This window comes from Leifsonia sp. GW821-FHT13C05, from assembly GCF_058806515.1.
Genome location: NZ_JBXAPT010000004.1, coordinates 193,077 through 217,514, shown reverse-complemented (window position 1 = coordinate 217,514; position 24,438 = coordinate 193,077). Strand labels below are relative to the sequence as shown.

General features: G+C 70.4%; 22 protein-coding genes and 1 tRNA gene. 11 read left to right on the top strand and 12 right to left on the bottom strand.

Going from position 1 to position 24,438, the window contains the following annotated elements:
* Window positions 1-14: 14 nt before the first annotated feature.
* Complete coding sequence (locus AC1ROC_RS13305) at window positions 15-809, bottom strand: alpha/beta fold hydrolase (RefSeq protein ID WP_085369796.1); 795 nt, start codon at window positions 807-809, stop codon at window positions 15-17.
* Between the two features lie 13 nt (window positions 810-822).
* Window positions 823-1,398: a TetR/AcrR family transcriptional regulator gene (locus AC1ROC_RS13300; RefSeq protein WP_493000699.1), complete on the bottom strand. Its 576-nt coding sequence runs from the start codon at window positions 1,396-1,398 to the stop codon at window positions 823-825.
* 60 nt (window positions 1,399-1,458) lie between these two features.
* On the opposite strand from AC1ROC_RS13300, the gene AC1ROC_RS13295 reads away from it, so the two are divergent.
* The 4 genes from AC1ROC_RS13295 to AC1ROC_RS13280 are packed head-to-tail and all read left to right on the top strand — an operon-like array spanning window position 1,459 to window position 5,822.
* Window positions 1,459-2,214: an SDR family NAD(P)-dependent oxidoreductase gene (locus tag AC1ROC_RS13295; protein ID WP_085369798.1), complete on the top strand. Its 756-nt coding sequence runs from the start codon at window positions 1,459-1,461 to the stop codon at window positions 2,212-2,214.
* Between the two features lie 52 nt (window positions 2,215-2,266).
* A complete protein-coding gene (locus tag AC1ROC_RS13290) occupies window positions 2,267-3,445 on the top strand; it encodes an acyl-CoA dehydrogenase family protein (RefSeq protein ID WP_085369799.1) in 1,179 nt (392 codons plus the stop codon).
* The gene (locus AC1ROC_RS13285) at window positions 3,442-4,554 is read left to right on the top strand and encodes an aminopeptidase P family protein (protein ID WP_085369800.1); all 1,113 of its coding nucleotides are present in this window, start codon (window positions 3,442-3,444) and stop codon (window positions 4,552-4,554) included. Before AC1ROC_RS13290 ends, AC1ROC_RS13285 begins: the two co-directional genes overlap by 4 nt.
* Window positions 4,551-5,822, top strand: coding sequence for a DUF445 domain-containing protein (locus tag AC1ROC_RS13280; RefSeq protein ID WP_085369801.1), 1,272 nt, complete (start codon window positions 4,551-4,553; stop codon window positions 5,820-5,822). The genes AC1ROC_RS13285 and AC1ROC_RS13280 overlap by 4 nt, the downstream gene beginning before the upstream one ends.
* Window positions 5,823-5,893: 71 nt before the next feature.
* Here AC1ROC_RS13280 and AC1ROC_RS13275 read toward each other — a convergent pair whose 3' ends face one another.
* A complete protein-coding gene (locus AC1ROC_RS13275) occupies window positions 5,894-6,277 on the bottom strand; it encodes a DUF3054 domain-containing protein (RefSeq protein WP_256921998.1) in 384 nt (127 codons plus the stop codon).
* A 97-nt stretch (window positions 6,278-6,374) separates the two neighbouring features.
* Here AC1ROC_RS13275 and AC1ROC_RS13270 point away from each other — a divergent pair, with 97 nt between their 5' ends.
* Window positions 6,375-9,254 (top strand): aminotransferase, encoded by a 2,880-nt coding sequence (locus AC1ROC_RS13270; protein WP_085369802.1) that lies wholly within the window; start codon window positions 6,375-6,377, stop codon window positions 9,252-9,254.
* Window positions 9,255-9,343: 89 nt separating this feature from the next.
* Entirely contained in the window at window positions 9,344-10,504 is a 1,161-nt protein-coding gene (locus AC1ROC_RS13265) for an epoxide hydrolase family protein (protein WP_493000695.1), read from the top strand.
* 39 nt (window positions 10,505-10,543) lie between these two features.
* Here AC1ROC_RS13265 and AC1ROC_RS13260 read toward each other — a convergent pair whose 3' ends face one another.
* Window positions 10,544-11,455 (bottom strand): LysR family transcriptional regulator ArgP, encoded by a 912-nt coding sequence (locus tag AC1ROC_RS13260; protein WP_493000693.1) that lies wholly within the window; start codon window positions 11,453-11,455, stop codon window positions 10,544-10,546.
* A gap of 69 nt (window positions 11,456-11,524) precedes the next feature.
* On the opposite strand from AC1ROC_RS13260, the gene AC1ROC_RS13255 reads away from it, so the two are divergent.
* Window positions 11,525-12,145 (top strand): LysE/ArgO family amino acid transporter, encoded by a 621-nt coding sequence (locus AC1ROC_RS13255; RefSeq protein ID WP_493000691.1) that lies wholly within the window; start codon window positions 11,525-11,527, stop codon window positions 12,143-12,145.
* Window positions 12,146-12,227: 82 nt separating this feature from the next.
* Here AC1ROC_RS13255 and AC1ROC_RS13250 read toward each other — a convergent pair.
* From AC1ROC_RS13250 to galU, 4 genes are all read right to left on the bottom strand, one after another.
* Window positions 12,228-12,300 (bottom strand) — tRNA-Ala (locus tag AC1ROC_RS13250).
* A gap of 50 nt (window positions 12,301-12,350) precedes the next feature.
* Window positions 12,351-13,421 carry a hypothetical protein gene (locus tag AC1ROC_RS13245; protein WP_493000689.1) on the bottom strand — a complete coding sequence of 357 codons (1,071 nt, stop codon included), beginning with the start codon at window positions 13,419-13,421 and terminating at the stop codon, window positions 12,351-12,353.
* Between the two features lie 114 nt (window positions 13,422-13,535).
* A complete protein-coding gene (locus AC1ROC_RS13240) occupies window positions 13,536-14,198 on the bottom strand; it encodes a GNAT family N-acetyltransferase (protein ID WP_085369807.1) in 663 nt (220 codons plus the stop codon).
* 22 nt (window positions 14,199-14,220) lie between these two features.
* Window positions 14,221-15,210: a UTP--glucose-1-phosphate uridylyltransferase GalU gene (gene galU, locus AC1ROC_RS13235; protein ID WP_085369808.1), complete on the bottom strand. Its 990-nt coding sequence runs from the start codon at window positions 15,208-15,210 to the stop codon at window positions 14,221-14,223.
* Window positions 15,211-15,269: 59 nt separating this feature from the next.
* Between galU and AC1ROC_RS13230 the strand changes: the two genes are divergently transcribed.
* From AC1ROC_RS13230 to mscL, 3 genes are read left to right on the top strand one after another with little or no spacing between them, the layout of a single operon-like run.
* Window positions 15,270-15,854: a 5-formyltetrahydrofolate cyclo-ligase gene (locus tag AC1ROC_RS13230; protein ID WP_085369809.1), complete on the top strand. Its 585-nt coding sequence runs from the start codon at window positions 15,270-15,272 to the stop codon at window positions 15,852-15,854.
* A 54-nt stretch (window positions 15,855-15,908) separates the two neighbouring features.
* Window positions 15,909-16,241, top strand: coding sequence for an FmdB family zinc ribbon protein (locus AC1ROC_RS13225; RefSeq protein ID WP_493000686.1), 333 nt, complete (start codon window positions 15,909-15,911; stop codon window positions 16,239-16,241).
* 45 nt (window positions 16,242-16,286) lie between these two features.
* On the top strand, window positions 16,287-16,715 hold the full coding sequence (gene mscL, locus AC1ROC_RS13220; RefSeq protein WP_085369811.1) for a large conductance mechanosensitive channel protein MscL: 429 nt from the start codon (window positions 16,287-16,289) through the stop codon (window positions 16,713-16,715).
* A 6-nt stretch (window positions 16,716-16,721) separates the two neighbouring features.
* Here the strand turns inward: mscL and AC1ROC_RS13215 are convergent, their stop codons facing one another.
* The 4 genes from AC1ROC_RS13215 to AC1ROC_RS13200 form a co-directional block, all read right to left on the bottom strand.
* Complete coding sequence (locus AC1ROC_RS13215) at window positions 16,722-16,877, bottom strand: hypothetical protein (RefSeq protein ID WP_179150799.1); 156 nt, start codon at window positions 16,875-16,877, stop codon at window positions 16,722-16,724.
* A gap of 315 nt (window positions 16,878-17,192) precedes the next feature.
* Window positions 17,193-20,918: an AAA family ATPase gene (locus tag AC1ROC_RS13210; protein WP_493000683.1), complete on the bottom strand. Its 3,726-nt coding sequence runs from the start codon at window positions 20,916-20,918 to the stop codon at window positions 17,193-17,195.
* 112 nt (window positions 20,919-21,030) lie between these two features.
* Window positions 21,031-22,293, bottom strand: a complete 1,263-nt coding sequence (locus tag AC1ROC_RS13205; RefSeq protein WP_493000681.1) for an MFS transporter — start codon at window positions 22,291-22,293, stop codon at window positions 21,031-21,033.
* A complete protein-coding gene (locus AC1ROC_RS13200; protein ID WP_085369815.1) occupies window positions 22,290-22,889 on the bottom strand; it encodes an ArsR/SmtB family transcription factor in 600 nt (199 codons plus the stop codon). Before AC1ROC_RS13200 ends, AC1ROC_RS13205 begins: the two co-directional genes overlap by 4 nt.
* A gap of 104 nt (window positions 22,890-22,993) precedes the next feature.
* On the opposite strand from AC1ROC_RS13200, the gene AC1ROC_RS13195 reads away from it, so the two are divergent.
* Entirely contained in the window at window positions 22,994-24,427 is a 1,434-nt protein-coding gene (locus AC1ROC_RS13195; protein WP_493000679.1) for an MDR family MFS transporter, read from the top strand.
* The last annotated feature ends 11 nt before the right edge of the window (window positions 24,428-24,438 follow it).

The window sequence follows — 24,438 nt, the reverse complement described above, 5'->3', positions numbered from 1 at the left end:
TCACACAGGGCGCGTCACACGCAGGCGGCGGCCACCACCCGGGCGAGCCGCTTCCGGATGATGTGGTCGTTCCCGTCCACCTTGTACATCGTGACGTGCCGCATCGCCTCGATCACCGCGAGACTGCCGGGCGCGATGAACGCGTCCAGCGTCCCGAAGACCACCTCCACCGGCACGCGCACCCGCGCCAGGTCGCTGACGACGGTCTGCGACTCGATGCAGTTCTTCAGCGACAGCACGAACGGGGTCCAGTTCTTCTCCGTGATCTCGAACACGCCCTTGATCGGCAGGAGCTTCGCGAGGATCGCCGCGTTGCGGATCGTGAAGTCTTTGTTCGTGCGGAGGAACTCCCACGCGCGCAGGTATGCACTGACCCTGCTGCGCACCCGCCGGTCGCCGATCTCCGCCGGGGTGCCGTAGATCGGCGGGCCGACGAGCACCAGCCGGGACAGCGCGTCCGGATACTGGGCGGCATACCTGGCGACGATCAGGGCGCCGAGCGAGTGCCCCACCAGGACGAAGGGATGCGTGAGCTTCAGCGACCGCAGCGTCGCATGCAGGGCGGCGACGTGCTCTTCCAGCGTGTACGTCGCATCCGGCGGCGTCGGGGAGCGCCCGAAGCCGAGGATGTCGATCGAGATGACGCGGTGCGTCGGTTCGAGCAGCGGCACCAGGTTCTGGAAGGTGACCGACGACGACGCGATGCCGTGCACCAGGACCACGACGGGCCCGGTCCCCTCGTCGCCGGCGACGTGGAGCAGAGGAGCGCGCCGGAACAGCCGTCCGACCGCGTCCTTCACTCGCCCCATGCGCCCCACCCTCTCACACGCGGTGCGGCCACCACGCGGGCAGCACCCTGTCGAGCACGGCGATCGGCGCATCCACCTGGCGGGGCCGGTCGCCGTCGAGCCAGACGTCGATGGCGCCGATGATGCCGTCGGCGAGGTAGCGGGTGATCATCCGGCGCTCCTCCGGCGTCTCGGCCGGCACCGTGATGCTGTGCTGATCGAGCAAGAGCTCCAGCGACCCCTGGAAGTGCGCGCTGAGCATGGCGTGCAGGCTGGCGGATCCGCTGTCGGCTCCGAGCCCGCGCCGGTAGATCGCGTCGTGCTCGTCGACGTGCACCAGCACGGCACGCGTGACGCCCGCCACGGCGGAGACCGCATCGTCCGGGCCGACGTCGACCAGGTAGCCGGCGCGGAGGACGTCGAGTTCCGCGGTGAGCACGCGCTGCAGGAGTTCGGTGGGCGACGGCGCGTAGGTGTAGACGGTCGAACGGTGCACGCCGGCCGTGCGCGCGAGCTCGGAGACCGTGACCTCGGCGACCGGATGCTCGGTGGCGAGGGCGAGGATGGCCGCGCTGAGTCTGGCGGTGGTCTTCTCTTGGCGCGCATCCATGTTTCGATCGTACAATCGAGTTATCCGACATGTGTTGGATAACTGAAAGGAGATTCACTCATGGCTCAGTACGACGTCGCCAACCGTTCCGCGATCGTGACGGGAGGCGGCTCCGGCATCGGCCGCGCTGTCGCCCTGCTCCTCGCGCAGAGCGGAGCATCCGTGCTCGTCACCGACCTGAACGAGGCGAACGCCACCGCGGTGGTCGGCGAGATCCAGGCAGCGGGAGGCACGGCAGCCGCTCTCATCGGAGACGTGACGGACCCCGAGTTCGCCGTCGCGAGCGTCGCAGCGGCGAACGAGCTCGCTCCCCTGCGCATCGCCGTGAACAACGCCGGCATCGGCGGCGAGGCCAACCCCGTCGGTGACTACTCGCTCGACGGCTGGCGCAAAGTCATCGAGATCAACCTGAACGCCGTCTTCTACTCGATGCGCCCGCAGCTCGACGCCATCGGCGCCAACGGCGGCGGCTCCATCGTCAACATGGCTTCCATCCTCGGCAGCGTCGGCTTCGCCGGCTCCTCCGCGTACGTCACCGCCAAGCACGCGCTGGTGGGCCTCACCCAGAACGCGGCCCTCGAGTACGCGGACAAGAAGGTGCGCGTCACCGCCGTCGGTCCCGGGTTCATCCGGACCCCGCTGGTCGAGTCCGCGATGGATGCGGACGCCCTGCACTTCCTCGAGTCCAAGCACGCCCTCGGCCGCCTCGGCGAGCCGGAAGAGGTCGCGGCACTGGTCGCCTTCCTCGCCTCGGACGCCGCGAGCTTCATCACCGGCAGCTACCACCTTGTCGACGGCGGATACACCGCCCAGTAACCGGGCGGATTCCGGCCGAGCGCGCTCGGTCACGCTCACCTAGGCTGAAGGCGTGACCGAGCACATCCCCCTGCTGAGCGACGAGCTGCTGGAGCGCATCCGCTCCCGCGCCGCCGGCTACGACGCCGAGAACGCGTTCTTCGCCGACGACTTCGCCGAACTGGTCGAGGCCCGATACCTGAAAGCGCTGGTCCCCGCCGAGTTCGGCGGCCTCGGCCTCGGCCTCGAACGCGTGGCGAGGGAACAGGTGCGCCTCGCGGGCGCTGCCCCGGCCACGGCGCTCGCGGTCAACATGCACCTCGTCTGGACCGGCGTCGCCAAGGTTTTGCACGACCGGGGAGACTCCTCCCTCGACTTCCTGCTGCGCGAGGCGGGCGCCGGTGAGGTGTTCGCGTTCGGCCTGAGCGAGGCGGGCAACGACCTCGTGCTGTTCGGCTCGACCACCGACGCCCGGCCGCAACAGGACGGCTCGTACCGCTTCCACGGCACCAAGATCTTCACCTCGCTCTCCCCCGCCTGGACGCGGCTCGGCACGATGGGCCTCGACACGACGAGCGCGGACGCACCGAAGATCGTCTACGGCTTCATCAACCGCGACGGCGGCGGTTTCAGCATCCGGGAGGACTGGAACACGCTCGGGATGCGCGCCAGCCAGTCCAACACGACCGTGCTCGACGGCGCGGCCTCCCCCGCCGACCGGATCGTCCGCCGCCTCGATCCCGGCCCCAACCCCGACCCGCTCGTCTTCGCGATCTTCGCCAACTTCGAGATCCTGCTCGCGGCCGTGTACACCGGCATCGGCGCCCGCGCGCTCGACCTCGCCGTCGCCGCCGCGCACCGCAGGACGAGCCTCAAGAACGACGGGCGCAGCTACGCGTCAGACCCGGACATCCGGTGGAGGGTGGCGGACGCCGCTATCGCCCAGGATGCTCTGCTGCCGCAGCTCGACGCGATCGCCCGGGATGTGGACCGGCAGGCCGACCACGGAGCGCAGTGGTTCCCCAAGCTCGTCGGCCTGAAGGTCCGCGCCACCGAGACCGCGAGGCAGGTGGTCGACCAGGCCATCCGGGTGTCCGGAGGGTCCACCTACTTCGCCGGGAACGAGCTCGGCCGGTTGTACCGCGACGTGCTCGCCGGCATCTTCCACCCGTCGGACGACGAGTCCGCGCACTCCACCGTCGCGAACGCCTGGCTCGGGCCGGCCGACGAGACCACGAAAGGGACAGCATGACGCAGAACACCGCCGAGGACTACGCCGAGCGGCTGAAGCGAGGGGCACGGAGCGCCGCCGCCGCCGGATTCGACGGTCTGCTCATCGCGCCCGGCCCCGATCTCGCGTACTTCGCCGACTACCTCCCGATCGCCACCACCGAGCGCATCACGATGCTGGTGGTCCCCGCTGACGGCGAGCCCACCATGATCGTCCCGATCCTCGAGCACGACAGCGCCGCCGCCACCCGCGCAGCCCCCGCCGTGCGCTTCGTCGACTGGTCGGACGGCACGGACGAATACGTGCCGACCGCCGCCCTCCTGAAGCCGGACGGACGATACGCGATCTCCGACGCCGCCTGGGCGATGCACCTGCTCGCGCTGCAGCAGAAGCTCCCGGATGCGCGGTTCGAGTCGATCTCGCACGCGCTCCCCATGCTCCGCGCCGTCAAGGGCGCCGACGAGGTCGAGCGGCTCGCCGCGGCGGGAGCTGCAGCGGACGCGACCTTCGAGCAGATCGTGTCCGTGCGCTTCGAGGGACGCACGGAGAACGAGGTGGCGGCCGACCTCGCCAGGCTGCTGCGCGAACACGGCCACTCGCAGGTCGACTTCACCGTGGTCGGCAGCGGCCCGAACGGCGCCAACCCGCACCATGAGGCGGGCGACCGCACCATCGAGCACGGCGACATGGTCGTCCTGGACTTCGGCGGCATCATGGACGGCTACGGCTCGGACACCACCCGCACGGTCCACGTCGGGGAGCCGACGGACGAGGAGCGCACGGTGTTCGAGACCGTCAAGCGCGCCCAGCAGGCCGCGTTCGAGGCGGTCGAGGTGGGCGTCGCCTGCCAGGAGATCGACCGTGCGGCGCGCGCGGTGATCCGGGATGCCGGATACGGCGAGTACTTCATCCACCGCGTCGGCCACGGCATCGGCATGACCACGCACGAGCCGCCGTACATGGTGGAGGGCGAGGAGCGGCCGATCGAGGCCGGGATGTGCTTCTCCATCGAGCCGGGCATCTACCTGCCTGGGCGGTTCGGGGTGCGCATCGAGGACATCGTCGTGGCCACCGAGACCGGCGCGCGGAGGCTCAACAACACCAGCCGCGAGCTGCACATCGTCCAGTGACAGCGGCCACGCGCATCCTGAGCCCGTCCGACGCCGAGCGGCTGAGGGCGCTGCGCAGGATGAAGCTGATCGCCACCGGCCTGTTCGTGCTGATGGCGGTGATCTTCGTCGTGGCGTTCACGCTGCAGAGCAGGTTCGCCTGGCTCGGCTACGTGCGCGCGGCGGCGGAGGGCGGCATGGTCGGCGCGCTCGCCGACTGGTTCGCGGTGACGGCGCTGTTCCGGCACCCGCTCGGGCTGCGCATCCCGCACACGGCGATCATCCCGAACCGCAAGGACGAGATCGGCGCGAGCCTCGGTGAGTTCGTGGAGACCAACTTCCTCTCCGACGAGGTGGTCGCCGGCAAGCTCGGCTCGATCGACATCGCCGGGGCGCTCGGCGCCTGGGTGGCGAAGCCGGAGAACGCGCGCCGGGTGGTCGGCGAGGCGTCGACCGCGGTGCGCGGGCTGGCGACGATGCTCGACGACGAGACCATGCGGGACGCCATCGAGGCGGTCGTCCGCACGCACCTGATCGAGCCGGAGTGGGCGCCGCCGATCGGCAGGCTGGGCGCGCGCATCCTGGACTCCGGTGGTCATCACGAAGCCGTCGATCTGGTGATCGACCGGCTGGACGACTGGATCGCCGCCAACCCGGATGCGTTCGGCGCGGTGGTCTCGGCCCGCCTGCCGTCCTGGCTGCCGTCGTTCGTCGACCGGCTGGTGGACGACCGCGTGTACACGGAGGTGCGTCGGTTCATCGCGGAGGTGCGTTCGGACCGGCAGCACAAGCTCCGCGCCGCCATCGATGGCTACCTCGCCGAGCTGGTCGACCGCCTGCAGCACGACCCGGCGACCATCGCCAAGCTCGAGGCCGCCAAGCAGCACGCGTTCGACGACCCCCGGGTGCGCGAGCTGGCCGGCTCGGCCTGGCAGGCGGCCAAGGCGGCGGCCGTGGATGCGCTGGCCGACCCGGAGAGCGAACTGCGGCTGCGTGCCCAGGCGGCCCTGGCCGACGCAGGAGCCCGACTCGCCGCCGACCGGGAGCTCGGCGCGAAGGTCAACACCTGGCTCACCGACGCCGCCGTGCACCTGGTCGCGACGTACCGGCACGACATCGCGAGCGTCATCAGCGACACGGTCACGGCGTGGGATCCGAGCGAGACCACCGAGAAGATCGAGCTGCAGGTGGGCAAGGACCTGCAGTTCATCCGCATCAACGGCACGGTGGTCGGCTCGCTCGCCGGGCTCGCCATCTTCACCATCGCAACGGCCCTGCTCCCCGCCTAGCCGCGGCGAGATGCCCCCATCTGTCGCGAAACGCCCGGGATGCGGCGCAGTTACTGGAGTCTCGTTACGCGCTAGCGCGCGAGCGCGCGGCGGCGGCGCCGGACCAACGGCAGCGCGAGCAGGCGCCAGCCGACGAGGAACACCCCGAGCACGATGGTCGCCACCACGATGAAGCTCGGCTCGATGCCCTGCCCGACCGAGGTGCGGATGAGCATCCCGAGTGCGACGGTCATCAGCCAGACCGGGATGCCCGGCCAGAGGATCGCGAGCGGACGTCGCCAGGCGATGGTCACCAGCCAGCCGCCGAGCAGCCCGACGAGGAACGGCCAGTATGTGTCGACGATCCCGGTGAAGCTCGCCGCCTCCGCGTGACTGCGGCGACCGATGAGCACGAAGACCAGCACGAGCGCGGCGTCGACGACGAACGCCAGCAGCGGAGTCTTCCAGGATTTCACGGGGTTGATGCTACGCGCGGACACCCGTGCATTGCCTGGATGCTGGCCCGCCGTCACTAGACTGTCGTCACCCTGACGCCGAGCCCTGGAGTCCCCCGTGCCCAACTTCGACTTCCTCGCCCAGCCGTCCCTCCCCCGGCCGCACGTGACCGCAGACGACGCGGTCGCCATCGCGGCGGATCACTTCGGTGTGCAGGGGTCGGCGACCGAGCTCGGCAGCCAGCAGGACCGCAACTTCCTCATCGACTCCGGAACCGCCCGCTACGTGCTGAAGCTCGCCAATCCGGTGTTCTCGGCCGATGAGCTGCACGCCCAGAACGCGGCGATGGCGACGCTCGCCGGGTCGGGGCTGCGCATCCCGGAGGTGGTGCCCGCACGGGACGGCGGCGACCTGGTGGCGGTGGAGCTGCACGGCGAGACGCTGCTCGTCCGGATGCTCGGCTACCTCGACGGCGAACCGCTCACCGGCGTGGCCGAACCGTCCAGGGAACAGCTGCGCACTCTCGGCACACTCGCAGGAGCGGTGGCCGCCGGGCTGGCGCCGCTCCGGCATCCCGGGCTCGCCCGCACGACGCAATGGGATGCGCGGATCGGCGGCGAGGTGGTCGACCTCCTCATCGAGCATGTCGCCGACCCGGCGAAGCGCGCCACGGTGCGGGCGGCGACCGACGCGGCGCTCGCCCGGCTGGCACCGCTGCGCTCGCGGCTGCGCGTGCAGGCGGTGCACGGGGATGTGACGGACGACAACATCGTGCTGGCGGGCGGTGCGGACGGCGCCGGCGTGATCGACTTCGGCGACGTCGCGGACGGCTGGCTGGTCGGCGAACTGGCCGCCACCGTCACGAGCGCGCTGCACCACGTCCCCGCCGACCCGCTCGCCGTTCTGGATGTCGCAGAGGCGTTCGCGGCGGAGTCCCCGCTCGACGACGCCGACCTGGCCGCGCTCTGGCCGCTCGTGCTGCTGCGCGGGGCCGTCCTCGTGGTCAGCGGTGAGCAGCAGGTCGCGCTCGACGGCGACAACCGGTACGCCGACGAGAACCGCGCGCACGAGTGGCTGGCGTTCGACCTCGCCCGGCGGATCGATCCGGACGAGTTCGAGGCGGCGCTGCGCTGGCGGCTGGAGCGCGCATCCACCGGCGTCGTGGGCGTCGAAGCTCCCCTCGTCCCCCTGTCGACCGACCAGCGGCACCTCGCCGACCTCTCCGTCACGTCGCGCGCGCTCGACGCCGGCCGCTGGCTCGACCACGACGCTGAGACTGAGGTGCTCTCCGCCGTCTGCCGCGCGCACGGCCACGCCGTCACCCGCTACGCCGAGCATCGGATCACCCGGGCGACCATCGACCGCAGCGCCGCGTCGGCGACCCGCGCGCTGGCCGTGACACTGGATGCGCCGGGCGGGGTCGAGATCGCCGCCCCGTTCCCCGGAGAACTCGCCCTCGTGGACGGCTCGTGGCGGCTGCGCGGCGGCGACGCCGACCTCTGGCTCGACGGGCTGAGCCGTCCGCTCACCACCGCACGGGTGGCGGCCGGCGAGAGCATCGGCGCGGCCGTCACCCTCACGGTGCAGCTGAGCCGCCTGCGCGGGCGCCGCCCACCCGCGTTCGTCACCCCGGCCATCCCGCGCCGGCTGTGGGAGGAGATCGCGCCGGACCCGTCCGCCCTGTTCGGCGCCGACCTGGCAGCGCCGGAGAGCGATGAGCAGCTCGCCCTCGCCCGCCGCGACGACACCTTCGCCGCCGTGCAGGAGCACTACTTCGCCGAGCCGCCGCTGATCGAGCGCGGCTGGCGGCACCACCTGATCGACACGCGCGGGCAGAGCTATATCGACATGGTGAACAACGTCACCGCCGTCGGCCACGCGCATCCCCGGCTCGTCGAAGCGGTGCGCGACCAATGGGCGCTGCTCAACACGAACTCGCGGTTCCACTACGAGGAGCTCGCCCGGTTCACGTCGCGCCTCGCCGAACTCGCGCCCGCACCGCTCGACACCGTGTTCCTGGTGAACAGCGGCAGCGAGGCCGTCGACCTGGCGCTGCGGCTGGCGCAGACGCACACCGGACGGCGGACCATCCTCGCGGTCACCGAGGCGTACCACGGCTGGACGGTCGGGGCGGATGCGGTGTCGTCGTCCATCGGGGACAACCCCCGCGCGCTCGAGACCCGGCCCGACTGGGTGAAGCTGGTCGCGTCGCCGCACACCTTCCGCGGGCGCCACCGGGGCGCGGACTCCACCCCGGCATACCTGGCCGACCTGGATGCGGACCTCGCCGCCCTGGACGCCTCCGGCCAGTCCGTCGCCGGGTTCATCGCGGAGCCGGTGTTCGGCAACGCCGGCGGGGTGATGCTGCCGGACGGCTACCTGCGCGGCGTGTACCAGCGCATCCGGGATCGCGGGGGCGTGTGCATCGCGGACGAGGTGCAGGTCGGCTACGGGAGGCTCGGGCACTACTTCTGGGGTTCGGAGCAGCAGGACGTCGTGCCGGACATCATCACGGTGGCTAAGGCGATGGGCAACGGGCACCCGCTCGGCGCCGTGATCACCACGAAGGCCATCGCGGACTCGTTCGCCGCGGAGGGCAGCTTCTTCTCGTCGGCGGGCGGCAGCCCGGTCAGCGCGACCGTCGGGCTGACCGTGCTCGACATCATGCGCGACGAGGAGCTGCAACGGAACGCCGCGGAGGTCGGCGACCACCTCGCTGCGCGGCTGCGCGCGCTCGGCGACCGGCACGCCCTGATCGGCGCTGTGCACGGGCTGGGGCTCTACCTCGGCGTCGAACTGGTGCGCGACCGCGAGACGCTCGAACCGGCCACGGAGGAGGCGGCGACGATCTGCGACAGGATGCTGGCGGAGGGATGCGTGGTGCAGCCGACGGGCGACCACAAGAACGTCCTCAAGATCAAGCCGCCGCTCTGCATCACGCGTGAGAGCGCCGACCGGTTCGTGGATGCACTGGATCTGGTGCTCGCGACGCTCTGAGGCGGGGCGGTAGCGGCGGCTGTGGCGGCGTCGGTGGCGGCGTCGGTGGCGGCCGCGGCGGTGTCGGTGGCCGGGAATACGCTGGGCGGATGGTCGCCTCGTCAGCCGTCTCCTTCACCCCCGCAGAGCCGTTCCGCATCGCCGTGCCGGACGACGACATCGCCGACCTGCGCTCGCGACTCTCCCGCACCCGCTACCCCGTGCAGACGCCGGCGGCGCCGTGGGCGGCGGGCGTCGACCTGCCGACCCTCCGCACGCTCCTGGACACGTGGCGCGACGACTACGACTGGCGCGCGGCGGAAGCGCGCCTGAACGCGATCCCGCAGTTCACCTCCGTGATCGGCGGTGACGTCGTGCACTTCGCGCACCTGCGCGGGCAGCGTCGATCCGGAGCGGAAGACCCCATCCCGATCGTGCTGAGCCACGGCTGGCCGTACTCGTTCATCGAGATGCTGCCGCTCGCCGAGCTGCTGAGCCGCGACGACGGTTCGGGGCAGACCTTCGACGTGGTCGTGCCGTCGCTGCCGGGGTTCGGGTTCTCCGAGCCGCTGGCCGAGCCGTTCGTCTCGACCGCCGTCGCAGAGCGCTGGCACACGCTGATGACCGACGTGCTCGGCTACCAGCGCTACGCCACATACGGAGAAGACGTCGGCACCTGGACCAGCGACCGCCTCGCCGCCCTGCATCCGGAGTCGGTGCTCGGCCTGTTCGCCACGCACGCCGCGTTCCCGCCGAAGGAGCGCGCAGCAGACCTCACCGACGACGAGCAGGCCTTCGTCACCTGGCTGGGCGACAAGTGGGCGAGGGCCAGCGCGTACTCGGCCCAGCAGTCGACCAGGCCGGACACCCTCGCGGTCGGCCTGACGGACTCCCCCGCCGGGCTCGCGGCCTGGCTGCTGGAGAAGTTCCGCGAGTGGAGCGGGTCGGACGACCTGCACACCTGGTGGACCACCGACGAGCTGCTCACCACGATCGCGCTCTACTGGTTCACCGGAACGATCGGCACCTCGTTCCGCGCATACTTCGACGACGCGCAGGAAACCCCGATGCCGCGCATCCACGTTCCGGTCGGGGTGTCCATCCAGTACGGGGAGCGCGGCTTCCCGCGCAGCTACGCCGAGCGCACGTACACCGACATCCGGTTCTGGAACGACCTGCCCACCGGTGGGCACTTCACGGCGAAGCAGACCCCCGAGCTGGTGGCCGCCGACATGCGCACGTTCTTTCAGGTCGTGCGCGCGACGGCGTAGGGTGACCTGCCTCTGGCCGACTCGCGCTTCCGGTCGGCGTCAGCGCAGCGCCGTCTGCGCCGCGGCCGCGAGCGTCGAGGCGACGGCGGCGAGCGTGGTCGACTGCAGCGACCACTGGTGCCAGTACAGCGGAACGTCGAGCGGCGCGGCGTCGAGCACCACGAGGCGCCCGTCGGCCAGCTGCTCCGCCGTCTGCAGGTCGGGGAGCATCCCCCAGCCGAGCCCCAGCTCCGCCGCCCGGACGAACTCGGCCGAGGCGGGGACGTAGTGCCGGGATGGATGCGCGTCCGGCGCCCGGGCGGCCAGGTATCTGTCCTGCAGCGCATCCTTCCTGTCGAACACCAGCATCGGCGCTACCGCCATCGCGGAGGGCGTCCAGCCGTCCGGCAGCCACCGCGCGACGAACGCCGGGCTCGCCGCCGCCCGGTAGCGCATCGCGCCGAGTCGCGTGACGGTGCAGCCCTGCACCGGCTCGCTGTCGGAGCTGATCGCGGCCATCGCCGTGCCGTCGCGCAGCCGGTCGAGGGTGTGCTCCTGGTCGTCCAGCACGATGTCGAACGCGACACCGTGCACCTCGGCCAGCGCAGGCAGCACCCAGGTGGCCAGCGAGTCGGCGTTCACCACCAGCGGGATGCGCGGGGCGACTCCGGCGCCGCCCGAGCCCGCGCCCGTCTCGCCCGTGCCCGCCTCGTCGGCGCCGAGCGCATCCACCGCCTCGCTCTCGAGCAGCGCGACCTGCCTGGCCAGCGTGAGCAGGATGCGCCCGGCGGCGGTCGGCTCGATCGGCTTGCTGCGCCGCACGAGCACGCGGCCGGTCTGCGATTCGAGGGCGCGCATCCGCTGGCTGACGGCGGACGGGGTGATGTGCAGCGCGGCGGCGGCGCGGTCGAAGGTGCCGTGGTCGATGACCGCGGCCAGCGTGCGGAGCTGATCGGTGCTGGCATCCATCATCAGCCATGCTAATGGTTCGTAAGAATCATTAGCTTCCCTGAAGCTACTCCGCTGCCTAGTCTCGAACCTGTGACCCCCGCCTCCTCCCTCGCCATCTTCGTCACCGGCCTCGGCGCGGGCGCCTCCCTCATCATCGCGATCGGCGCGCAGAACGCATACGTGCTGCGCCAGGGACTGCGGCGCGAGCACGTGCTGCCGATCGTGCTGATCTGCATCGCCAGCGACGCCGTCCTGATCGCCGCCGGCGTCGCAGGGATCGGCGCGATCATCCGCTCGGCACCCGTCGCGCTTGAGATCATCCGCTGGGCAGGCTTCGCCTTCCTACTGCTCTACGCCGTCTTCGCCGCCCGCCGCGCGCTGCGCCCCGAGCGCCTCGACCCGAACGGCGCCCCCGCGACCTCCACCACCCTGCTCGCGGCGGTCGGAACCTGTCTCGCCCTCACCTGGCTGAACCCGCACGTCTACCTCGACACGGTCCTGCTCCTCGGCTCACTCAGCGCCTCCCACGGCGACCCGGGCCGCTGGGTGTTCGGCGCGGGCGCCGTCACCGCCAGCATCCTCTGGTTCGGGATGCTCGGCTTCGGAGCCCGCTACCTCGCCCCGGTCTTCGCGCGGCCGCTGGCGTGGCGCATCCTGGACGGTGCGATCGCGGTGCTGATGGTGGTGCTGGCGGTGCTGCTGGTGGTGTGAGCGGCGGGGAGAAGGCGCGCGACACGGTGCAGGAAAAGCAGAAGGGCCGCACTTCGATGAAGTGCGGCCCTCGCTGTTCCGGTGGAGCTAAGGAGATTCGAACTCCTGACCTCTTCGATGCGAACGAAGCGCGCTACCAACTGCGCCATAGCCCCGTGAACTGCTCTGAAACGATAGCACCCCGCGGGGTCGAAATCGAATCGGGCTAGCTCGCGGCGCGTCGCCTGCGGAGGACGGCGTCGAGGTCGATCGCGTTGGTGTCGAGGTCGTCGAGGAGGCCCATGCTGGCGTAGCGGCTCGGCTCCTGCACGGGCGCGATGGCGACAGGCGCAGCGGCCACGGCAGGCGCAGCAGCGGGTGCGACAGCCACCGGGCGCAGCGGCGTCGGCGCAGGCACGCGCTCCCCCGCCTTGCGCTCCACCTCGGCCCGCGCGGCGGACCGGCGGAGTTCGGTGGCCGCGTCGATCGACGCCATCGCGGTGGCCGCGATGGTGCCGCGGGACAGGTGCAGCGGCTTCGGCAGCGGGCGGGGCGTCCAGCTCTCCTGGCGGGGAGCCCTGACCTCCTGCACGTCGTGCTGGGCGTCGTCGTAGAGCGCGGGCGCGATCGGGGCGGCCAGCGGGACCGCGGCCGAGGCGGTCGCGGAGTTCTCTGCGCCGGCGAGACGGACGAGCATCCCGATGGCCAGGAGGCCGACCACGGCGGACACCGCGAGGGTGAGCCAGGCGCCGGTGGAGACCAGCGTGGCGGTTCCGACGATGCCGCCGATCACGGACGCGACGAGCACCAGCGTGCTCAGCCCGCGGGAGCGGCGCAGACGACGGCGGCGCTGCGGGGACAGTTTCGGCACGGCGGTGGCCACTGCGAGCACGCGGGCGCGCTGGGCGGCGGCGGCGCGGGCCGCACGTTCGAGGGCGATGGCTTGCGAGGCTGCAGCCTCCGCCTCTTCGGCGATGCGGCGCTCCTCCTCGGCGATGGCCTGCTCGCGGCGAGCGTGCGCAGCGGCGGCGGCGCGCGCCTCGGCGAGCTTCTTCTGCTCTGCACGCTTCAGGATGCGCTGCTGCTCGGCGACGGTGCGGGCCGTCGCCTCCATGCGCACCTGCTCCGGCACCTCGCTCGTCTCCGCGAGGATGCGCAGCGTCTGCTGCAGCCTCACCGCGTTGCGTTCCGTCGCCAGGTACTCTCGCCTGCGCAGCCACACCGGGATGAGATAGGCCAGCCACAGCGCAGCGGCGATGGCTACGACCACCCCACCGCCCATCACGTCCCCAGTCATGCCTCTACGGTAGGGGGCCGCGCGTCCGGCGCCCCGGCAGCGCGCCGGGTGTGTTCGCGATGGAGAGTTCTTTCAGGCCCGATGCAGCGTTCGGTCAGCGCTGGCAGGGTTCGGTCAGCGCTGGCGGGCGATCGGCAGCGGGATCGCCGCGGCCGCCCTGTCCTCGGCCGGGATGCTCGCCGCATCCAGTGGGGCGTTGCCGTCGAGCCAGCGGCGCAGCACGCCCTGGGTCAGCTCCTCGGTGACCAGGCCGAAGCAGAAGTGGTCGCGCCAGTCGCCGTTGATGTGGATGTATCGGCGGCGCAGCCCCTCGTAGCGAAAGCCGAGCTTCTCGACCACGCGCAGGCTCGGGCCGTTCTCCGGGCGGATGCAGATCTCCATCCTGTGCAGGCCCAGCTGGTAGAAGCAGTAGTCCGTGGCGAGCGCGACCGCCGTCGGCGTGATGTTGCGACCGGCGAACTCCTCGGACACCCAGTAGCCGATCGTCGCACTCGACAGCGAACCGTAGGTGATCGACGACACGTTGAGCTGACCGGCGAGCTGCCCGTCGTACTCGACGATGAACGGCAGCCCGTGCCCTGCGCGCGCGTTCGCGAGCAACGACCGGATGCTCGACCGCGTGTCGAACGACATCGGCGCATACGGGCTGGTCGCTTCCCACTGGCGCAGCCAGCTGCGGTTGTCGAGCAGGGAACGCTCCAGACCGCGGGCGTCGCGGAGCCGGATGGGCCGGAGGCCGACCTTACCCTCGCTGAGTGACGGTACGACGATCGCCACGGACCTCTCCTTCTCGGTGTGGCTAGCGGGCCGCGTCGGCGACGGACTCCGCCGGCTCTGCGGACTCCAGCGGCTCAGCGGGCTCGGCGGGCATCTCGGGCAGGACCTCGTCCGGCTCGTCGTCGAGGCCTGCCGCGAACTCGCGCAGCCACGGGCGCAGGTCCGGTCCGAGGTCTTCACGGTCGGACGCGAGCTGCACGATCGCCTTGATGTAGTCGAGACGGTCGCCGGTGTCGTAGCGGCGGCCGCGGAAGACGACGCCGTAGACGCCGCCCGTCCAGTCCGGCGCCTGTGCCATCGACTGCAGCGCATCCGTCAGCTGGATCTCGCCACCCTTGCCCGGCTCCGTCTTCTCCAGCACGTCGAAGACCTCCGGGCGCAGCACGTAGCGTCCGATGATCGCGTAGTTCGACGGCGCGTGCTCGCGGTCCGGCTTCTCGACGAGGCCGGTGATCCGCACCACGTCGTCGTCCTCTGTCTCCTCCACGGCGGCGGCGCCGTACAGGTGGATCTGGCTCGGGTCGACCTCGAGCAGCGCGACGACGGTGGTGTTCCGTTCCTGCTGCACCTCGAGCATCCTGGACAGCAGTTCGTCGCGCGAGTCGATGATGTCGTCGCCGAGGAGCACGGCGAACGGTTCGCGGCCCACGTGCATCTTCGCGCGCAGCACGGCGTGGCCGAGGCCCTTGGGGTCACCCTGACGGACGTAGTGCATGTCGGCGAGAGCCGTGGAGTAGTTGACCTTCTCGAGGCGGTCGGTGTCGCCCTTCCTGGTGAGGGTCTCCTCCAGCTCCGCGTTGCGGTCGAAGTGGTTCTCGAGCGCGTTCTTGTTGCGCCCGGTGATCATCAGGACATCGTGGAGCCCCGCATCCACCGCCTCCTCGACCACGTACTGGATGGCGGGCTTGTCGACGACGGGGAGCATCTCCTTCGGCATGGCCTTGGTGGCCGGAAGGAAGCGGGTGCCGAGGCCCGCAGCTGGAATGACTGCTTTAGTGACGTGCGTTGCCATCTGCTCAGGGTATCGGCAATTCGCGGCACCCCCGGATGCAATCTCTTAGGATTGCCCTTATGGATTCGGATACTGCCGCCCATCGCAAGCGCGCACTGCGCGCCGAACTGCGTGAACGACGACAGAACCTCACCAGCACCGAGCGTGCTGCAGCGACCGCGGGGATCACCCGCAACCTCACCGACCTCGCGACCGACCTCTCCGCACGCTCCGTCGCCTGCTACCTGTCCACGCCGATCGAGCCGGACACCCGCCCGTTCCTCAACTGGATGCACGCCCAGGGCATCCGGGTGCTGCTCCCCATCTCGCGGGAGGACGGTCTGCTCGACTGGACGACCGGCGACGGCGAGACGGAGACGGAAGGCCTGTTCGGGATGCCGGAGGCCGTCGGAGAGCTGCTCGGCCCGATCGCCATCAACGACGTGGACCTGATCGTGATCCCCGCCGCCGCCGTCGACGCATCCGGGATGCGGATGGGCTGGGGCAGAGGCTATTTCGACAAGACCCTCGGCAGCATGGAAAAATGTCCCCCGGTGTACGCTGTGCTGTTCGACGCCGAGCTGGTCGACGAGGTGCCCCGCGAACGACACGACCAACCGGTCGATGGCGCGGTCACCCCGACCAGGATCGTCCAGTTCTCGTGACAGCAGCACCGGGCGAACCCGCCCGACACCCCGACCATCCCGGAGCCTGACACAATGCCCACCTATTCGTACTCGTGCCGCGACTGCGGGACCGCCTTCGACATCCAGCAGGCGTTCACCGACGATGCGCTCACCGTCTGCCCCACCTGCGGCGGCAGCCTGCGCAAGGTGTTCGGCACGGTCGGCGTGACGTTCAACGGGTCCGGGTTCTACCGCACGGACTCGCGCGGGACGAAGAGCTCCAGCACGGGGCCGGGGTCGTCGTCGGCGGGATCCGGTTCGTCGTCGTCCGGTTCCTCTTCTTCCGGGTCGTCCTCGTCCGGTTCCGGCTCGTCCTCCGGGTCCGGCTCGTCCAGCGCTCCGGCCGCCTCCACGTCGTCCAGCTAGTCCCCCTCGATCCCTGCACCACCAGCCTTTCGAAAGGAACCGGCCATGCTCAAAGGATTCAAGGAGTTCATCCTCCGCGGGAACGTGATCGACCTGGCCGTCGCGGTCGTCATCGGCGCTGCGTTCACGGCCGTGGTGAACTCGATCGTCACGAACATCTTCAACCCGATCATCGGGGCGTTCGCGAAGACGAGCGATCTGACCAATGCGCTGGTCCTCACCATCGGCGACGCGCAGATCAAGTTCGGTGCGGTGCTTGGCGCGATCATCCAGTTCCTGATCATCGCGGTCGTCGTCTACTTCGTCTTCGTCTACCCGATCAACCTCGCGAAGAACCGCGCGCAGAAGCTCCGCAACCAGGGCGTCGTCGAACCGGATGCCCCAATCACCGAGCTCGACCTGCTCACCGAGATCCGCGACCTGCTGCAGACCCAGGCCGCCCCGCCGTCCGCATCGGGAAAGCACGCCGAGTAGCGCGCGTCACCAGTGCGGCGGAACGTCCTGCCGCAGCCGCTCGTCGTTGCTGTCCCCCCGGTCGTTCCACGCCCGGTCGGTGTCCTCCGACGCGCGCTGCGGCCCGCCGGCCTGCCCGCTCTGCGGCTCAGGATCGGTCCCGGGCGCGGCACCCACCTGCACCCGCCGATGCTTCCGCCTGCCCGTCTCGCTCACCCTCCCAGGGTAGCCGCGATCGAACACCGCCCTCGCCACGTCTAGACCGCGAAAAGCGGCAACCAACTCGCGCTAATCCGGGACCTCCTGTGGCTAGCGCAGGCAATCGGCGTGAGTGTGCTCCCACACCGCTTTGTCTTCCGACGCGTCCCACTCCTCGAACATTCGCTCATAGTCAGCCTGCTCGATATCTGGCATATGAACTATGGTACCCGAGAATGATGCTAGGCCTGACGGGATGAACGTTCCGCTGCGGTCGCAGCGACCTTACCCGGACGAAACCTAGCCCTGCTGCACCGGGATCGAGATCGGGGCCGTCTGCGTGTCCGGCTCGGTGATGCCGATCAGCCGGGCGATCCGGGACGCGACCGCGTCCGGGTCGGCGAACAGTTCGAAGCTGTGCACGCGGAGGTAGTGCCAGCCGAGGCGGCGGAGCACGTCGGGGCGCAGGCGCAGGGATTCGCGGAGGCTGCCCTTGTTGACGTCGTCGTCGGTCTCGACCGCGACCGCGCGTCCGGCGTGGGAGGCGACGAGCGCGAGCTTGCCGCGGTAGCCGAGCTGCACATCCAGCCCCCGCCTGGTGAGGCGTTTGGCGAGGTCGAGCACCATCGGGTCCGCGTCGTGGCTGAGGTACTGGGCGGTCGCCGCCTGGATCTGGTCGGCCTCGCCGAGCACCTGGGCGAGCGCGGCCATGCCGTGGCGCATCCTGGTCTCGTCGATGTCTTCCGGCTTGAAGCAGGAGACGATGTCCATGCCGCGGCGGGCGCGGGTCATGCCGACGGCGAGCAGACGCTCCCCTCCCGGCTCCGCGAGGGCCCCGAAGTTGGAGAGCAGGCGCCCGTGCGGGGTGCGGCCGTATCCGATGGAGAAGATGACGCGGTCGCGGCTCTGCGCCACCGACTGCTCCAGCGTGACCACCGTGAACGGCTCCGCCCTGTCTTTCAGGATGAAGTCGGCCAGTTCCGTGCGCTTGGCGAACGCGGCCAGCACGGCCTGGTTGACGCGCACGGCGTGCCGCTCGCTCGCCGTGATCACCATCAGGGATTCGCGGGGACGCTCCGTGGCGTGCTCGAGCACCAGCTCGACCACCTTCGACACTTCGGCGTCCGTGCTCTCCACGGCTCCGGTGTCGCTGTCCGGCATCCCCTGGCCGCCGGTGACGTAGTTGAGGGTGAGGCTACCGTGGCCGAGGTAGGTTCCCGCCCAGGGCAGCGAGTCGATCATCCCGCCGTAGAAGCGGCGGTTGACGAGGTCGGCGAGGTCTTCCCCGCCCGCGCGGTAGCTGCGGGTGAGTGTGTAGACCGGGAGCAGTTCGGACAGCTGGGCCAGCGCCGAGCCCGCGTGCGCGGCATCCACGTCCACCTGGTCGACCGTCGTGCCGTATTCGTGCGCGCCGATGTCGAACGGAGACGGCGTCTGCGTCACCGGGTCGCCGAACGCCACGATCTGGCGGGCACGGCGGATGACCGGCACGTTCTCCGACAGCATGGATGCACCGGCGTCGACGAGCAGGACGGCGTCGAACGCGACATCCTGGCTGATCGAGGTCACCTCGTACGGCGACACCAGCCACACCGGCGCGAGCGGGCGTGCCAGGTGCGGCGCGACCTCGTTGAGGGTCGCCGCCGTGGTCTTGTCGCTCTTCAGCAGTTTCTTGAGCGCCGCAGCTTCCTCCGGCCAGTCGACGATGCCGATCTTCCAGGTCTCTGCGAGCATCCACGCGAGCTGCTGCCCGGTGGCGGAGGCGTGCGCCTCGTCGACCAGGCGGAAGTCGGCTTCGAGGCGGTCGAGCACACCGGTGTTGCCGTTGAGCAGGGCGCGGTCGGAGGCGAGCAGCGTCTCCAGCACCGACTGCCACCAGGCCAGTTCGAGCTCAGCGGACACCTGAGTCTCCGGCACGTGCCGCAGCGACAGGTCGGAGAGCAGCGGGTCGAGCTTCCGCTCGCGCAGCTCGGTGAGGAGCGCCGTGCGCTCCTGCAGGTTGGCGAGCACCTCCGACTCCGCGGCGAGCCCGGCGATCTGCCTGGTCAGCTCGTCGACGGGGAGCACGGACAGAGAGAACGGCGTCCCCGTGCGGCGCAGCGGGATGTCGAGCCGTGCGAGGTCTTCCGCGACGCGCTGGTACGCGACCTGCACGTCGGCGATGCCCACCGGCACCTCCGGCACCACGCCGGCGGCGGCGAACCGCTGCCACAGGATGCGCTGCTGCTGGATGCGCCGCAGGCTCTCGTTGAGGTCGGTGACGTGCACGCCGGGGCGCACGTATTCGAGCGCCAGCTTGCGCAGGCGGCGGCGGTTGGCGCCGGACATGGTCGGCGACTCGCGGCGCGTCGCCGTCGCGGCGATGAGTTCGGCGATCGAGCGGTCGTAGACGGCCGGCTGGAACTTGTCGAGCGTCTCGCGCACATCCATCAGGAGGCGCAGGTAGACGCCGAGCTCCGCGATGGACTCGAACGGCCGCATCCTGGTCTGGCCGATCAGCGACTTCGCGCGTTCGAGCAGGCGGGGCAGTTCGGAGCGGTTGAGTTTCTTCGCCAGCTCGTGCGCCGCGTTGCCCTCGGCCGTCGTGCCGAAGGATGCGCCGTACCAGGGCGAGTCGTTCGGGCCGTAGCGGAACTCGCCGAGCCTGGCCGCGCGGATGAGCGCGTCGGCGGCGGCCGGCCTGTCGTTCGCCAGCAACTCGATGGATGCGCGGTCCAGCCGCGCCGTCGTGGACGGCGGGGTGGGCAGCAGCGAGAGGCGGGACAGCTCGCCGAGCGCATCCAGCACGGACACCTTCAGCACGGGATCGCGGCGGGTGAGCGCAGAGCGGTAGTCGAGCAGCACCTTGCGGAGGCGCACGAGCGCCTCGTCGACGTCGGTGACCTTCGGCTGCGTGGCCTTTTCGTTGCGGCCGATCGACTGGATCACGTCGCGGCGGAGGGTGCGCGGCGTCACGGCGAGGCCGGGCAGCCCCACCTGGGTGAGCCGGTGCGTGATGTCCTCGATGCTCGACCGGCGCGGGGTCACGACGAGCACGCGCTTGTGCTGGGCGACGAGCGCTCCGACGGCGTTGACGATGGTCTGCGTTCCGCCGGTGCCCGGCAGCGTCTTGACGACGATGGAGTTGCCCGCCGCGATCTGGGCGACGACGTTCTCCTGCTCCTCGTCCGCATCCAGCAGCAGCGTGTCCGTGGCGGGAGGGCGCTCATCCTGACGAACGGGCTGCACCGGGTTGAAGGCACTCTCGACCGTGCGGCGGGCGGACGGGTTGCCGGCCAGCGCATCCAGGACCACGTTGTCGAGGTCTTCCGCCTCGGCCCGCATGGCGGTCGCCACATCGGCGAACGACGACACGACGAGGCGCGGCTGCACGTTGAACCAGGGCAGGTGCGATGTCAGTCCGCGCAGGCGGTCGATCACGGGCTGCGGCTTGAACACGCCGTTGGTGAGCGCGAGCGCGACGAACGCGTCGGCGTCGAGGGTGATCTGGAACTGCTCGGCGAGAGCACGCGCCAGCTCGGGGTTGAGGTACGGCTGGCCCTTGAGCTTGAGTTCGAAGTCGCGGCCATAGCGGCGGATCGCGAGCGGGCGCAGCAGGATCGGAGCGGTGTACTCCTCCCCGCCGTGGCGCCACTGGGCGAGACCGATCGCCAGGTGGACGGACTCGATGCCGCGCACCGAGCGCAGCTCGATGCCCTTGGCCGTGATCGCGTTGGCGGCGGCGCGCGCGGTGCGCAGAGCGAGTTCGTCGCGGATCAGGCTCGACAGCAGCGTCGACTGACCGGTGATGAACTGCGGAAGGCCGCCGGGATGCGTCGAGCTCAGCTCGATGCGCGTCCGCGGGCTGTCCTCGAAGTGCAGCAGAGGGGATGCGCCGCCGAGGGTCGCGATCTCCTCACGCCACCTGTGCCACACGGGTTCGGCGATGTTGCCGGCCACGAGAGCAGGGTCACCGAGGCTGATCGCGTGCGGTGACGTGGTGTTCTGCGGGTTGAGGGCGTCATCGTCCGGAATGTCCGACATCATGTCGTCATCCTCGTTCTTCCTGTCCAGTCGCCACACACGGCCACCCTACGGGCTGATTCCAGTATTCCCCTTGCAATCCGGGCGAGTTTCGCGCTAAAGGGCACTGTCCAGGCTACCGCTCGCTGCGACGCACCCTCTCCCCGAGCAGCGCGAGGCCGAGCAATCCGCAGGCGATGTACACGAGCGCCTGGCCGTTCAGGATGGCGACGACGTCGAAATGCTCGGCGAGGAAACCGGCCACCAGCAGCCCGGCGCCCTGAGCGGCGCCGCCGAAGGTGGTGACCGACGCGAATACGCGGCCGAGCGCCTCCGGCGGCGTGACGCGCTGCACGATCGTGATCAGGCCGGTGGTGGTGGCGACGGCCGGGATGCCGACGGCGATGAACAGGCCGACGTACACGCCGACGGCAGTGGTCACCGGATACAGATTCCAGGTGAGCAGCGAGATCGCCCCGAAGACGAGGTAGCCGGCGCCGACCAGGATGCGCGGGGCGAACCGGCGCAGCAGCACCCCGCTGAGCAGCCCGCCGATCACGCCGCCGATGGCCTGCACGCCGCGCAGCAGACCGACCTCGGTGCCGTTCGCCCCGAGCCGGTCGGTGACGTACACGATGAAGAGGACCAGGAAGATGCCCTGCGCGAACTGGCCGAGCGTGGTGATCGCCGTCACAGCGCCGAGCGGACGCACCCTGCGGATGGTGGAGAGGCCATCGAGCCACTGCCGCAGGAAGTGCACGCGCGGCAGCGGCGGGTGGTCGGCGTCCGGCGCAGTGGATGCACGGGGCCGGCTGAGCGCGACCAGTCCGGCGCTGAGCAAGTAGCTCGCCGCATCCACCACCACCACGCCGGGCAGCCCGACCAGCACGAACGCCAGGCCGCCGAGCGGGGACCCGATCAGCCTGGCCAGGTTGTCGCTCACCGCCATCAGCGCGTTGCCCTGGCCGAGCTGCTTGTCGTCGACGAGGCGCGGCACCAGTGCCTGCTTGGCCGGGTTGACGATCGCGCCGAGGCACGCCTCGAGCGCTGCGACGACGTAGACGATCCACATCCGGTCGGCGGACGCCGCCAGCAGCGGGAGCAGCAGAGCGCCCTGGAGCAGGTTGGCGACGATCATCGTCCTGCGGTGGTCCCAGCGGTCGACGAGCACGCCGAGGAAGCTGCCGAGCACGAGCATCGGCACGAGCTCGGCCAGGAAAACGGTGGATGCGCCGAGCGCGCTGCCCGTGACGGCGAACGCGAACAGCGGCAGCGCGATCATCAGCAGCCAGTCGCCGGTGTCGGAGATGAAGCTGCTGGCCCAGACCAGGGCGAAGTCGCGCCGGAACAGCGGCGAGCGCTTCCGCTCCCCCGCCTGCGGTGGCCGGGTCTCCGTCACGATGTCCTCGCATCCGGGTGGCGGTACGCGTTGAGGTGGAGGGCGACGACGTCGCTGCCCTCCGGGGCGTCGTCGCGGGTGAGGCCGATGTACGGGCGGATGAGCGCATCCAGTCGTTCGCCGAGATCGCGGAGCTCCTGCGGCGTCATGCGCAGGGCGTAGCCGGAGAGCGTCATCGCGTCCTTCCACTCCTCCGGCTGCGCGTCGCGGCCGGCGACGGCGCGGCGGGTGAGCGCCGCCTCGTCGTCGATCTGCTTCTCGACCAGGGCGCGTTCGACGGTGTCGGAGCCGAGGGCGGTGGCCGGGTCATCGCTGCTGCCGAACTGCAGCCCCGTGGCGGTGGAGCGCCAGGGCCGCTCACGTCCATCCACCGGGTCGACGGACTCGACCAGGCCGTAGCGCGCGAGCGAGCGCAGGTGGTAGCTGCAGTTGGAGGCGGTGGAGCCGACGACCTCCGCGCACTGGCTGGCCGTCTGGGTGCCGAACGCCATCAGGTGATTGAGCAGGGCGAGCCGCAGTGGATGCGCGAGGGCACGGAGCGCGCGGGCGTCGGTGACCTGCCGCCGGTCCTCGGGCCTGCTCGATGTGAAAGACATGTTTCACATTGTCGGCTGTCCGTTCTTTCACGTCAAGCGGGGAATGGTTGACCGGGCAACGCGTTGTTGTAGAACGTTAACGAACGCAACAGAGCGGGAGAGCGATGTCGAGCACCACCACGGCCAATATCGGATTCCGGTCCGAGCGAGGGCCCATCCTGATCGCGCTGATGCTGACCACCGGACTGGTCGCCATCGACTCGACCATCCTGGCCACGGCCGTCCCGTCGATCGTCGCCGACCTCGGCGGGTTCTCGCAGTTCCCCTGGCTGTTCTCGGTGTACCTGCTCGCGCAGGCCGTCTCCGTCCCCCTCTACGCCAAGCTGTCCGACACCATCGGGCGCAAGCCGATCGTCCTCATCGGCATCGGACTGTTCCTCGTCGGCTCCGTGCTGTGCGGGTTCGCCTGGAGCATGCCGGCCCTCATCGCGTTCCGCGCCGTGCAGGGCCTCGGCGCCGGAGCCATCCAGCCGATGGCCGTCACCATCGCCGGAGACATCTACACCGTCGCAGAACGCGCGAAGGCGCAGGGCTACCTGGCGAGCGTCTGGGCGATCTCCTCGGTGGTCGGGCCGACGCTCGGCGGCCTGTTCTCCGAGTTCACCTCGTGGAGGTGGATCTTCTTCGTCAACGTGCCCCTGTGCATCCTGGCCGGGTGGATGCTGATGCGCACCTTCCACGAGAAGATCGAACGCCGCAAGCACCGGATCGACTACGCGGGCTCGATCCTGCTCACCTCCGGCATGACGCTGCTCATCCTGGCGGTGCTCGAAGGCGGGACCGGCTGGGCCTGGAACTCGGTGTGGAGCATCGGCTCGTTCGTGCTGGGCGGCCTCATCCTGGTGGTGTTCGTGCTGGTCGAGCGGCGCGCGGCGGAACCCGTGCTCCCGCTCTGGGTGTTCTCCCGGCGGCTGCTGGTGACGACCACGCTGGTATCGCTCGGCGTCGGCGCGATCCTGATCGGGCTGACCTCCTACGTGCCCACCTACCTCGAGGGGACGGTGCACGTCACGCCGCTGATCTCCGGCCTGGCGGTCGCGGCGCTCACCATCGGCTGGCCGATCGCCGCCTCCCAGTCCGGACGCTTCTACCTGCGCATCGGCTTCCGCAACACCGCACTGCTCGGCTCGGCCATCGCGCTCGTCGGGGCGATCACGCTCGCGGCGACCAGCGTGCACCCGAGCGTCGCATTCGTCGCGATCAGCTGCTTCATCGTCGGCCTCGGGATGGGCCTGATCGCCACCCCGACCCTGATCGCCGCCCAGTCGAGCGTCGACTGGAACGAACGAGGCGTCGTGACGGGCACCAACATGTTCGCCCGCTCAATCGGCAGCGCGGTCGGCGTCGCGGTCTTCGGCGCGATCGCCAACTCGATCATCGCCGGCTCGGCCGGAGGCGAGCACGACCCCGCGACGGTTCAGGCCGCGGCGACCGCGGTGTTCGTGTCGGTCGCGGTGGTCTCGGCGCTGACCATCGCCGCCGGGGCGTCGATGCCGCGCTCGCGGGTGGAAGACGTGGCGTTCACGCCGGCGAGCTGAGGACCGCTTCG